The following is a 12,082-nucleotide window of genomic DNA, read 5'->3' as shown; positions in this document are numbered from 1 at the left end:
TCCCCACCTCGGGCGGACCCCACCCGATCAGCTCGTTCGCCCCGTATGATCGGGGGACACCGTCCGGCATGGCCGATCGGCAGGCAGGGAATGTACGTCCCGACGGCATCGATCGCCACACCGGGGCCGGTGGCCGAATTGGCGCAGAGGGGCGGGTTTCACGGGGGCGATTCCCTGCCTATCCTGAAAGGGTCGCACCCGGTCGCCCCCCGCGACCGACGAGTAGGAGGACTCCGTGCCGCTCTCGGAGCACGAGCAGCGCATGCTCGAGCAGATGGAGCGAGCGCTGTACGCCGAAGATCCCAAGTTCGCCACAGCGCTCGAGGGCAGCGGCCTGCGCACGTACACCCGGCGACGGGTCTACCAGGCGGTCGCGGGTTTTCTGGTGGGCATCGCGCTCCTCATGGCCGGAATGGTCACTCAGCAGATCTGGATCAGCGTGGCGGGCTTCCTCGTCATGCTGGGCTGCGCCGTGCTCGCGGTGACGGGGTGGCGCAAGGCGCCGAGGCCCGGCGTCCGGCGCGTCGGCGGTCCCGGCGGTCCCGGTGGTCCGGGCATGGCACGGCGGCCGGTCGGCCGTCGGCGCGGCATGATGGACCGCATCGAGCAGCGGTGGCAGCGGCGACGGGACGAGCAGGGGCACTAGCCCGCGTTGTCTTTCCGTGTGGGGCCAGGACGGACGTCCTGGCCCCACACGTTTTACGGGCCGGAGGTTCCTGGGGCCTTACGGGCCGTCTTACGGGCCCGGGAAACCAGGCGCCGCAGGCGCGCCCTTGCCGCCGACCGGACACCCGCCCAGAACCCGGCGCACGCCCACACCACCCGCACCGCCGACCGGGGCGCCACCACGGCCCGCACTCGCGCCCGGCGCCCCGCCGAGGCCCGCAGGCCCGCCCGGGCGGCCTCGACGTCGGCGCCGGCGCCGGTCGTCCCGTCGGCGGGCGGCGACGGCGCGTACAGCATGTGCTCGACCGCCGTCGCCAGCCGCCCCACGGCCTCCGCGTGCGGTCCGGCCAGCCGCGCGTCCCGGACGATGCGGGCCGCCGCCATCCTGGGGGTCAGGGAGTCGTCCGGCGGGATGCCGTAGTCCCACGCGGAGTCGGTCAGCTCGCGCCAGGCGGCCAGCGGGCGCGGCCCGGCGCGGCCGTCGAGCCGCCGGGCACGGGCCCGTCTCCGCCACAGGTGGGGCAGCGCGGGCAGCAGGAGGGCGGCCAGCGCGGCCACGATCACGACGGCCAGGGTGAGCGGCGACGTACCGCCGGAGGCGTTGCCCACCTCCAGCCGCACGACGCCGCCGCAGCCGTCGACCTTCTTCAGCTCGGGCGGGCAGCCGCCGTCCGCCGAGGGCGCCGGCTGCGGCGCCCTGCTCCGGCCGGGCTCGGGGGCCGGGACGCCCGGGTCGGGGGCGGAAGGAGCCTGCGCGACCGTGTACTCGGGCGGGGTGCCCCGGCTCGGCGTGGGCTCGAACCGCGTCCACCCGGCGCCCTCGAAGTACAGCTCGGGCCAGGCGTGGGCGTCCTTGGTGCCGACCGACACCGTGCCGTCCGGCTGCGGGGTGCCCGGGGTGAAGCCGACCGCCACGCGCGCGGGGATGCCCAGCGTCCTCGCCATGGCCGCCATGGCGAAGGAGAAGTGGACGCAGAAGCCCTGCTTCTCCTCCAGGAAGCGCGCTATGGCGTCGGGGCCGCTGCCCGAACGCACCTCCGTGTCATAGCGGAAACCCCCGCTCGCGGCGAACCAATCCTGCAGCTTCACCGCCTGCTGGTAGGAGTCGGCCGCCCCCGCGGTCACCCTCCGGGCCGTGTCCGCCACGACCTTGGGCATCACGGACGGCACCCGCGTGTACTCGCGCAGCAGTTGCTCCGGGGGCGCGGGCGCGGCCGCGAGCTGAGCGGCCGTCGGCTCCACGAGCAGCCCCGCCACCTGATAGCGCACGCCCCGCGTGGTCTGGCCGTGGTCGCCGACCAGCGCCCGGCCCTCCGGCTCGTACCGCCACTGGCCCGGGACCCGTACCCGCTCGGCCGGATAGGGCAGGGGCAGATAGTTCTGGCCGTAGCCGTCGGAGGCCGCGACGGAGACCCCGACGCGGGCCGTACGGACCCCGGTGGTCAGGCCGGCGGGGGTGGGCAGCGGGTCGGGCACATCGGTGATGCGCCGCTCGGAGGCCCGCCATGACGCGCCGTCGAACCGGTCGAGGGCGACGATGCGCAGGTACAGATCCTGGACGGACGGCGCGGAGGTGCGGTAGCGCAGCAGCTCCCGGTTCTCCGGCTGGTTGAGGCTGTTCTGGAGCGACACCAGCGGGTTGACGGCGGAGATGGTGCCGCCGTCGGAGCCGGGGCCCTCGCCGCGCGCGGCCAGCAGCCCGCCGCCGATCGAGGGCAGCGCGACCGGGAGCGCCAGGGCGAGCCCCAGCGCGAGCGCCCCGATGCGCCGCCCGGTGCGCACCGGGGCCAGGGCCGGGCCGCCGCCCGCCGCGAGGCTCGCGGCGACGCCGGGCGGGGCGCCGGCGGCCCCGCCGCCGAACACCCTGCCCCAGCGCGCGAGCCGGTCCCGGCCCTCGGCCAGGAGCAGCAGCAGATAGCCCGCGGCCGCCATGAGGAACCACAGCCAGTCCGCGCTGCCCTTGGACAGCCCGGCGCCGACCGAGTAGAGCGCCAGCAGGGGCAGGCCCGCCGGGGCGGCGCCGCGGAAGGTGACCGCCAGGGCGTCCACCACCAGCCCGACCAGCAGTACGCCGCCGATCAGCAGCAGCCGGATGGACGTCGTCGCGGGCGCCGGGATGGCGTACCGCCCGACGTCGTCCACGCCGTCCTGCAGCAGCCGGCCGAACTCCTGGAAGGTGTCGGGGCCCGGCAGTATCCCGCCGACGGCCCGTCCGCGGGCGAAGACGAGCGTGAGCAGCAGCAGGACGACGAGGGCCTGCGCCGCGACCGTCAGCCACCGGGCCAGCGGCACGCGGCGGGCCGCCACGCCGACCGCCGTCTGGACGCACAGCAGCAGCGCGGCCTGGAGGATCCAGACGGTCCGCTCGACCAGCGGCAGCATCGCGCAGGCCGCCCCCAGAGTGGCCAGCACCCCGCACACCGCCAGCCGCGACCGCCCGCTCACGCCCGGCCCCCCGCCCCGCCGCCGGGGGCACCGCTGCCCGTCGCCCCGCCGCCTGCCGCGGCCGCCCGCGCCGGGTCGGCCGCCGTGCCGTCGGCCGCCGCCCCCGGGGCCGTCGCCGTGTCGTACCCGCCCGCGCCGTACCCATCGGCCAGGGCGGCGCCCGGCACGCCGTACGGGCCCGCGCCGTACGGGCCGCCCGCAGGGCCCGGTGCCCCCGCCAGCCGCCACAGGTCGGGCAGTGCCGTGCCGGGGGCGACGGGCAGGGCCGTCCAGCCCGCGTCGCGCAGGACGCGCAGGCGTTCGTCGGCCTCGTGGTGGGCCGGGTCGCCCTCGGGGGCGCCCGACCAGGTGGCCGTGGGCAGGACGAAGGCGACCGCGGTGCCGCCACGGGGGCGCATCCGGGCGGCCAGGGCCGCCTGTGACTCGTCCAGGTCGCCGAGGAACGCCACCAGCAGGCCCTCGCCGCCGGTACCGAGCAGCGCGTCGTGGGCGGGGGACAGGCCGGTGCCCTCGGAGTGGTCGATGACGGCGAGGGCGTCCAGCATCAGGCCGGCGGCGCCGGACGGGTCCGGTGAGGAGCTCGCGTAACCGCCGGAGGCCGCGTCGTGGCCCGGCAGCGCGCTGCCCGTGTCGGTCAGCAGCCGGACGGTGAAACCGCGCTCCATCAGGTGCGACGCCACCGAGGCCGCCCCCGAGACGGCCCACTCGAACGGCGAGCCGGGCCCCGCGCCCTCGTAGGCGACGGCCCGGGTATCCAGCAGCACCGTGCAGTGGGCGCGCCGGGGCCGCTCCTCGCGGCGGACCATCAGCTCGCCGTAGCGGGCGGTGGAGCGCCAGTGGACCCGGCGGAGATCGTCGCCGTGCCGGTAGCCGCGCGGAATGACATCGTCCTCCCCGGCCAGGGCGAGGACGCGGTAGCGGCCGTCGCCGTGGCCCGCCGCCTCGCCGCCGAGCCGCACCGGGGGCAGCCGGTCGACGCGCGGCACGACGGTCAGGGTGTCGTAGGCGCTGAAGCCCCGGGTCAGCTCGCACATCCCGAACGGGTCCGTCAGCCGCAGCTGGAGCGGGCCCAGGGGGTAGCGGCCGCGCAGATCGGCGCGGACCCGGTAGGAGACCTCGCGCCGCCCGCCCGGCTCCATCCGGTCCAGGACGAAGCGCGGGCGCGGGCCCAGGACATAGGGCACCCGGTCCTGGAGCATCAGCAGGCCGGTGGGGAGCCGCGAGACGTTGTCGACGCGCAGGCTCACCCGGGCCTCGGCGGAGGCGGGCACGCGCGCGGGCGTGAGCCGCCGGCTGCCGGTGACCCGGTGCCGGGTGAGGTGGAGCACCACCACGCACACCACGGGCAGCACGGCCAGCAGCAGCCCCACCCGCAGCAGATCCTCCTGGCCCAGCACATAGGCGCAGGCCGTCGCGGCGACGCCCGCCGCCAGGAAGGAGCGGCCCCTCGTGGTCAGCCCGCCGAACGCCGCCCACAGCCCGCCGCGGTCCTCCCCGTCGTGTGCCTCCCCGCTGCCGGGCGGGCCGCCCGGGGCGGGCATCACAGCCCCCGCGCGCCCGGCGGCTGCCGGCCGAACAGGTCGGGCAGCGGGGTGCGCCGCAGGATGTCCACGACGATCTGCTCGGCGGTGCGCCGGCCGAGCTGGGCCTGCGCCGTGGGCAGCAGCCGGTGGGCGAGCACCGGCACCGCCAGCGCCCGGACGTCGTCGGGCAGGGCGAACTCCCGCCCGGCCAGCGCCGCCGCGGCCTTCGCCGCCCGCAGCAGATGCAGCGTCGCGCGCGGCGACGCGCCGAGTCTGAGCTCGGGGTGCTGCCGGGTGGCGCCGACCACGTCCACCGCGTAGCGCAGCACGGGCTCGGCGACGTGCACCGCGCGCACCGCCTCGATCAGCTTGCCGATCTCGTGGGCGTGGGCGACGGGCTGGAGATCGTCCAGCGGGGAGAGCGCGCCGTGCGAGGCCAGCATCCGCAGCTCGGCCTCCGGCCCCGGGTAGCCGATGGACACCCGGGCCATGAAGCGGTCGCGCTGGGCCTCGGGCAGCGGGTACGTGCCCTCCATCTCGACCGGGTTCTGCGTGGCCACGACCATGAAGGGGCTGGGCAGCTCATAGGTGTGCCCGTCGATGGTGACCTGGCGCTCCTCCATCGACTCCAGCAGCGCCGACTGGGTCTTGGGCGAGGCGCGGTTGATCTCGTCGCCGATGACGATCTGCGCGAAGATCGCGCCGGGCTTGAACTCGAAGTCGCGGCGCTGCTGGTCGTAGACGCTCACGCCGGTGATGTCGGAGGGCAGCAGGTCCGGGGTGAACTGGATGCGCCGCACCGAGCAGTCGACGGACCGGGCCAGCGCCTTGGCGAGCATCGTCTTGCCCACGCCCGGCACGTCCTCGATCAGCAGGTGCCCCTCGGCGAGCAGCACGGTCAGCGCCAGCCGCACGACCTCCGGCTTGCCCTCGATCACGCTCTCCACCGAGCGGCGCACCCGCTCCGCGGTGGCGGTCAGCGCGGCGGCCGGCCCCGCCGCTCCGCCCGGCTCCGCCGGAGCGGGCGGACCCCCGTGGCTGGCTCGCTCGTCATACGTCGTCACCCGGCCCTCCTCGGCCCTTCACAGGGCCGGAAGGCCCGCCGGAAACTCCGGCGGCGCGTGGCCCGGCCCACCCCGCTGCGGCACCCGGGGCCGCGTGGCGGCCGGGCGTCCCTACGCATTCTGGCCGCCCGCACGGCGTGGCGTCACCGCCTGTGGACAACTGGTGCGGCGCGCGCCGCACCGGTCGTCCACAGGGCTTGCGGTCAGGGGCGCGGGTCGATCTCGCGCAGCAGGCCGGTCGTCACATCGAAGACGAAGCCCCGCACGTCGTCGCGGTGGGGCAGGAACGGGGAGGTCCGCACCCGCTGCATGGACTGGCGGACGTCCTGGTCGAGGTCCTTGAACGCCTCCACGGCCCACGCCGGCCGCTGGCCGACCTCGGCCTCGATGTCGTGCCGGAAGTCCTCGGTGAGGTCCAGCAGACCGCAGCCGGTGTGGTGGATCAGCACGACCGAGCGGGTGCCCAGGGCGCGCTGGCTGATGGTGAGGGAACGGATGATGTCGTCGGTGACGACGCCACCCGCGTTGCGGATGGTGTGGCAGTCGCCCAGCTCCAGGCCCAGGGCTGCGTGCAGGTCGAGACGGGCGTCCATGCACGCGACCACGGCGACCTTCAGCACGGGCCGGGCGTCCATGCCCGGGTCGGCGAACGCGGCCGCGTACCGGGCGTTGGCCTGTACCAGCCGGTCGGTGACAGTGGGCTCCGAGGTGCCCGTACGGCCCTGGCCGGAGCCGGGCGTGTGCGACGGTGACGCGGATATCGGCATAGGGATGAACGTAGCCGGTGACCGGCTCCGGCGCACGCGCGACCGTCCCTGACCAGGGCAGCGCCCGGTAACCGGACGCTCACCGGGCCCGCCCCGGTGCCCCGCCGGACCCCCTCGTCCCGCCGGGGATCCCGCCGGGCGGGCGGTGGGACGCGCACGCACCGGCCGGTTGATTGACCGCGGGGGCGAGTGGACTAAAGTGGCGCGAAGTGGGAGGCGTGACGCTCCCCGGAACGCTCCCCGGAACCGAAGAACCACCACGTGGCACGGTGCGTACGTACCCCTCGGCCTCCTCCCGCTCCCGGTCGCCCGGCGTCACTTCCCCGGCGCCGGAACGTCCGTTCCCCTTCGAGCGGGCGGGGACCCGGCGGTACGCCGCGCCGCGCCTCCCCGTATCTCAGAAGGGCGCATGAGCAGCAACGCGCGACACGTCCCCGTCATGCTCCAGCGCTGCCTGGACATGCTCGCCCCCGCGCTGACCGCGCCCGGAGCCGTCGTGGTCGACTGCACCCTCGGCGCCGGCGGGCACAGCGAGGCGTTGCTCAAGACCTTCCCCGACGCCCGGCTCGTCGCCCTCGACCGCGACCCCACGGCGCTCGCGCTCGCCGGCGAGCGGCTCGCCCCCTACGGCGACCGCGCCACGCTGGTGCGCGCGGTCTACCACGAGCTGCCCGAGGTGCTGGAGCGCCTGGGCATCCCCAAGGTCCAGGGCGTCCTCTTCGACCTCGGCGTCTCCTCCATGCAGCTCGACGAGGCCGACCGCGGCTTCGCCTACGCGCAGGACGCCCCGCTGGACATGCGCATGGACCAGACGACGGGCATGAGCGCCGCCGAGGTCCTCAACACCTACCCGCCGGGCGAGCTGGTGCGCATCCTGCGCCAGTACGGCGAGGAGAAGCAGGCCAAACGCATCGTCTCGGCCATCGTCCGCGAGCGGGCGAAGGAGCCCTTCAGCAACAGCGCCCGCCTCGTCGAGCTGATCCGCGACGCCCTTCCGCAGGCCGCCAAGCGCACCGGCGGCAACCCCGCCAAGCGCACCTTCCAGGCGCTGCGCATCGAGGTCAACGCCGAGCTGGCCAGCGTGGAGGCGGCCATCCCGGCCGCCGTCGCGTCCCTGGCCGTCGGTGGCCGGATCGCGGTGCTGTCCTACCAGTCGCTGGAGGACCGCATCGTCAAGGGCGTCTTCGCCGCCGGCGCCACGAGCACCGCGCCGCCCGGCCTGCCGGTGGTGCCCGAGCAGTACCAGCCGCGCCTGAAGCTGCTGACGCGCGGCGCGGAGCTGCCCACGGAGGAGGAGATCGCCGAGAACCGGCGGGCCGCCCCCGCCCGGCTGCGCGGCGCCGAGCGCATCCGCGAGGACATCCGGTGAGCCCGGCCGGACGCCGGGGCGGCCGCCTGGTGCGGCTGCTGCCCGCCGGACCCGCCGGGGCGAAGCGCACGCCGTTCGTCCTGCTGGTCGTGGTGCTCCTCGGTTCCGGCCTCATCTCGCTGCTGCTGCTGAACTCCTCCCTGAACCAGGGCTCCTTCGAGCTCAGCCGGCTCCAGCGCACCACCACCGAGCTGACCGACGAGCAGCAGGCGCTCCAGCAGGAGGTCGACCAGCTCGCCGCCCCGGACGCGCTGGAGCGCCGCGCCCGGGAGCTGGGCATGATCCCCGGCGGCAGCCCCGCCTTCCTGCTGCCCGACGGCACGGTCAAGGGCGCCCCCGCCCCGGCGACCACCGCCAACCCCGCCGACCCGGCGGCCTTCGCGCCCCCCGAGCCCCGGGGCCTGCCCCCGCTGGCCCCCGACCCCCTCGTCGCCCCGGCCCCGCCCGGGCCGCCGCCCGTCGTGCTCCGCGGCGGGGACGCGCCGTCGTCCCCGGCCGCGCAGGCCCCGGTGCCGGCCCGTCCCCAACCGGCCCTCCCCCCGGCCCCGGTGGGCGGGAACCCCCAACAGGTCAGGTAGGTGAGTCGTGACGGCGCCCAGGCAGCCCCGCCGCCCGGTTCCCGGGCCCGCGCGCCCCGTCGCCCGGCCGGCGCGCCCCCGCCCCGGTGACCGCTCCCTGCGGCTGGGCAACCCCCGGCCCCGGCTGCGGGCGATCGGCGTGGGCCTCACGCTCGTCCTGCTGGTCTTCACGGTCCGGCTGCTCCAGGTGCAGGCCGTCGACGCCAGCGCCTACGCGGCCCGCGCCAACGTCAACCGCTACATCCCGGTGATGCTGGCCGCCGAGCGCGGCGCCATCACCGACCGCACCGGCGTGGACCTGGCCACCACCGTCGACGCCTACGACATCACCGCCGCCCCCGACCTGCTCACCCCCGACCGGATCAGGACCGAGGGCGCGGCCGCGCGGGCCGCGAAGCTGCTGGCCCCCGTCCTCGGCGAGGACGCGGACGTGCTGGAGCAGAAGCTCACCGCCAACCCCAAGTCCAAGTACGTGGTGCTGGCCCGCCGGCAGACCCCGCAGGTCTGGAAGAAGATCTCGGAGCTGAAGAAGGCGCAGGCGGAGAAGGCCCGCCGCAAGGAGGGCGCCAACGTCCTGGCCGGGGTGAACCGCGAGTCGCACAGCAAGCGCGTCTACCCCAACGGCGACCTGGCCGCCGGCCTGCTCGGCTTCGTCAACGGCGACGGCCGGGGCAGCGGCGGCCTGGAGGCCCTGCTGGATACGACCCTCGCCGGCAAGAACGGCAAGCGCGTCTACGCCCAGTCCGGCGGCCGGCAGGTGCCCACCGGCGACCTGAAGGAACAGGCCGCCGTGCCCGGCTCCGACGTGGAGCTGACCATCGACCGCGACATCCAGTGGGCCGCCCAGAACGCCGTCGCCAAACAGGTGCGCGAGTCCGGCGCGGACCGGGGCTACGTCGTCGTCCAGGACACCCGCACCGGCCAGATCCTGGCCATGGCCAACGCCCCCGGCTACAACCCCAACGACCTGGAGCACGCCGACCGCTCCGCGCTGGGCAACGCCGCCCTCCAGGACGCCTACGAACCCGGCAGCGTCAGCAAGATCATGACGATGGCCGCCGTGCTGGAGGAGGGCGTCGCCACGCCCGACACCCATGTGGAGGTCCCCAACCGGCTGCCGCGCGCCGACCGCGCCTTCGCCGACGACGTGGACCACCCCACCTGGCACCTGACCCTCAACGGGGTGCTCGCCAAGTCCAGCAACATCGGCACGATCCTCGCCAGCGAGCAGCTGGGCAAGACCCGCGAGGAGGCCAACGAGGTCCTCTACACCTACCTCCGCAAGTTCGGCATCGGCCGCCCCACGGGCCTCGGCTTCCCCGGGGAGACGCCCGGCCTGCTGGCCCGGCCGGGGGAGTGGAAGTCCTCGCGGGCCTACACCATCCCCTTCGGCCAGGGCCTCTCCCTCAACGCCGTCCAGGCCGCCTCCGTCTACTCCACCATCGCGGCCGGCGGCGAGCGCGTACAGCCCTCCCTGGTGCGCGGCACCAAGGGGCCCGACGGCCGCTTCACCCCCGCCGACACCGCCCCGCGCACCCGCGTGATCAGCGAGAAGACCGCCCGGCAGCTGTCGGAGATGCTGGAGTCGGTCATCGACGACCAGGAGGGCACCGGCACCAAGGCCAAGATCCCCGGCTACCGGGTCGCGGGCAAGACCGGCACGTCCAACCGGGTGGACCCCACCACCGGCCGCTACCACGGCTACACCGCCTCCTTCGCCGGCTTCGCCCCCGCCGACCAGCCCCGGATCACCGTCTACTGCGCCATCCAGAACCCCACCAAGGGCAGCTACTTCGGCGGCCAGGTCTGCGGACCGGTCTTCAAGCAGGTCATGGAGTTCTCGCTGAAGACCCTCCAGGTGCCCCCGTCCGGCACCCGGCCGCCGCGGCTGCCGGTGAGCTACTAGCGAGCCGGGCCGGCCGTGACGACGATCACTCCCGACCCGGGGAACCATGGTCGGCGACGCCCCTCGCTTCGCGACGAGGCGGGTACGCCCGGTACGCTCACCGCCGTGCCCCACGCTGATCAGTCCCACACGACCTCCCAGGACGCGCCCGCCGTGTCCCCGGGAGCGCCCCGCCCCACCCGGGTCCGTCCCGTGCCCCTCGCGGAGCTGGCCGCTCAGCTGGGCATCGCCGCCCCCGAGGGCGCGGCGGACGTCGCGGTCACCGGGATCACCCACGACTCGCGCGCCGTCCGCCCGGGCGACGTCTACGCCGCCCTGCCCGGCGCCCGCTTCCACGGCGCGGACTTCGCCGCGCAGGCCGCGGGCCTCGGTGCCGCCGCCGTGCTGACCGACCCGGCGGGCGCCGAGCGCGCTGGCGCCACCGGCCTGCCCGTGCTGACCGTCGCCGCCCCGCGCGAGCGGATGGGCGCCCTGGCCGCCACGATCTACGGCGAGCCCGCCCGCGAGCTGCTGACCGTCGGCATCACCGGCACCTCCGGCAAGACCACCACCGCCTACCTGATCGAGGGCGGCCTGCGCGCCATGGGCGGCCCCACCGGCCTGATCGGCACCGTGGAGTCCCGGATCGGCGACGAGCGGGTCAAGTCGGAGCGCACCACCCCCGAGGCCACCGACCTCCAGGCGCTGTTCGCGGTGATGCGCGAGCGCGACGTCCGCTCGGTCGCCATGGAGGTCTCCAGCCACGCCCTGCGCCTGGGCCGCGTCGACGGCTGCGTCTTCGACGTCGCCGTCTTCAACAACCTCAGCCCCGAGCACATGGAGTTCCACTCGGGCATGGAGGACTACTTCGCCGCCAAGGCGGAGCTGTTCACCAAGGAGCGCAGCCGCCTCGGCGTGGTCAACGCCGACGACGAGTACGGCCGCCGCCTCGCCGCGGGCGAGTCCGAGGTCCCGGTGATCACCTTCTCCGCCGAGGGCCGCGCGGACGCCGACTGGCGCGCCGCCGACGTCGAGATCGGCCCGTTCGACTCCACGTTCACCGTGCTCGGCCCCGAGGGCGTCTCCGTGACGGCCCGGGCGCCGCTCGCCGGCCCGTTCAACGTCGCCAACGCCCTGGCCGCGATCGTCGCGCTCGTCGCCGCGGGCGCCGAGCCGCAGGCGGCCGCCGACAGCGTCGCGGCCGTCCCCGGCGTCCCCGGCCGGCTGGAGCGCGTGGACGCCGGCCAGCCCTACCTGGCCGTCGTCGACTACGCCCACAAGACGGACGCCGTCGAATCGGTTCTCCGCGCCCTGCGCGCGGTCGGCAGCGGCCGGGTCCACGCCGTCCTCGGCTGCGGCGGCGACCGCGACACCACCAAGCGCGCCCCCATGGGCCGCGCGCTGGCCCGCCTCGCCGACACGGCCGTACTGACCTCCGACAACCCCCGCTCCGAGGATCCCCTCGCGATCCTCGCCACCATGCTCGCGGGCGCCGCCGAGGTGCCCGCCGCCGAGCGCGGCACCGTCCTCCTGATGGAGGACCGCGCCGCCGCCATCGCCGCCGCCGTCGCCCGCGCCGAGCCCGGCGACACCGTCCTGGTCCTGGGCAAGGGCCACGAACAGGGCCAGGACATCGCCGGAGTGGTACGCCCCTTCGACGACCGCCAGGTGCTGCGCGAGGCCATCGAGCACCGTGACGCGGCCACCACGCACCGGAACGACCAGGGATGACCAACCGCCATGCGCGCACAACCCTCCCCCCGGCAGCTCCTCCGAACGGCAGGA

9 protein-coding genes are annotated in these 12,082 nt (G+C 75.7%); 5 read left to right on the top strand and 4 right to left on the bottom strand.

The genetic code is table 11. The features are described from left to right. The first annotated feature begins 235 nt into the window (after positions 1 to 235). Positions 236 to 646 carry a DUF3040 domain-containing protein gene (locus EKH77_RS08155; protein ID WP_126913746.1) on the top strand — a complete coding sequence of 137 codons (411 nt, stop codon included), beginning with the start codon at positions 236 to 238 and terminating at the stop codon, positions 644 to 646. Positions 647 to 699: 53 nt separating this feature from the next. On the opposite strand, the gene EKH77_RS08150 is transcribed toward EKH77_RS08155, so the two are convergent. The 4 genes from EKH77_RS08150 to EKH77_RS08135 all read right to left on the bottom strand — a co-directional run bounded on the left by EKH77_RS08150 (position 700) and on the right by EKH77_RS08135 (position 6,465). Continuing rightward, complete coding sequence (locus tag EKH77_RS08150) at positions 700 to 3,111, bottom strand: transglutaminase TgpA family protein (RefSeq protein WP_126913745.1); 2,412 nt, start codon at positions 3,109 to 3,111, stop codon at positions 700 to 702. Next, positions 3,108 to 4,652: a DUF58 domain-containing protein gene (locus EKH77_RS08145; protein WP_126913744.1), complete on the bottom strand. Its 1,545-nt coding sequence runs from the start codon at positions 4,650 to 4,652 to the stop codon at positions 3,108 to 3,110. The genes EKH77_RS08150 and EKH77_RS08145 overlap by 4 nt, the downstream gene beginning before the upstream one ends. Beyond that, complete coding sequence (locus tag EKH77_RS08140; protein ID WP_126913743.1) at positions 4,652 to 5,698, bottom strand: AAA family ATPase; 1,047 nt, start codon at positions 5,696 to 5,698, stop codon at positions 4,652 to 4,654. Before EKH77_RS08140 ends, EKH77_RS08145 begins: the two co-directional genes overlap by 1 nt. A gap of 203 nt (positions 5,699 to 5,901) precedes the next feature. Further along, positions 5,902 to 6,465: a beta-class carbonic anhydrase gene (locus tag EKH77_RS08135; RefSeq protein WP_126913742.1), complete on the bottom strand. Its 564-nt coding sequence runs from the start codon at positions 6,463 to 6,465 to the stop codon at positions 5,902 to 5,904. Positions 6,466 to 6,874: 409 nt separating this feature from the next. Here EKH77_RS08135 and rsmH point away from each other — a divergent pair, with 409 nt between their 5' ends. From rsmH to EKH77_RS08115, 4 genes are read left to right on the top strand one after another with little or no spacing between them, the layout of a single operon-like run. Continuing rightward, positions 6,875 to 7,834, top strand: a complete 960-nt coding sequence (gene rsmH / locus EKH77_RS08130; RefSeq protein ID WP_126913741.1) for a 16S rRNA (cytosine(1402)-N(4))-methyltransferase RsmH — start codon at positions 6,875 to 6,877, stop codon at positions 7,832 to 7,834. Beyond that, positions 7,831 to 8,412: an FtsB family cell division protein gene (locus tag EKH77_RS08125; RefSeq protein WP_126913740.1), complete on the top strand. Its 582-nt coding sequence runs from the start codon at positions 7,831 to 7,833 to the stop codon at positions 8,410 to 8,412. Before rsmH ends, EKH77_RS08125 begins: the two co-directional genes overlap by 4 nt. A gap of 7 nt (positions 8,413 to 8,419) precedes the next feature. Further along, positions 8,420 to 10,318, top strand: a complete 1,899-nt coding sequence (locus tag EKH77_RS08120) for a peptidoglycan D,D-transpeptidase FtsI family protein (RefSeq protein WP_126913739.1) — start codon at positions 8,420 to 8,422, stop codon at positions 10,316 to 10,318. 15 nt (positions 10,319 to 10,333) lie between these two features. Further along, on the top strand, positions 10,334 to 12,028 hold the full coding sequence (locus tag EKH77_RS08115; RefSeq protein WP_126913738.1) for a UDP-N-acetylmuramoyl-L-alanyl-D-glutamate--2,6-diaminopimelate ligase: 1,695 nt from the start codon (positions 10,334 to 10,336) through the stop codon (positions 12,026 to 12,028). The last annotated feature ends 54 nt before the right edge of the window (positions 12,029 to 12,082 follow it).

The organism is Streptomyces luteoverticillatus, from assembly GCF_003970715.1.
In the GTDB taxonomy this organism is placed as follows: domain Bacteria; phylum Actinomycetota; class Actinomycetes; order Streptomycetales; family Streptomycetaceae; genus Streptomyces; species Streptomyces abikoensis.
This window is presented reverse-complemented; position numbering and strand designations above follow the sequence as displayed.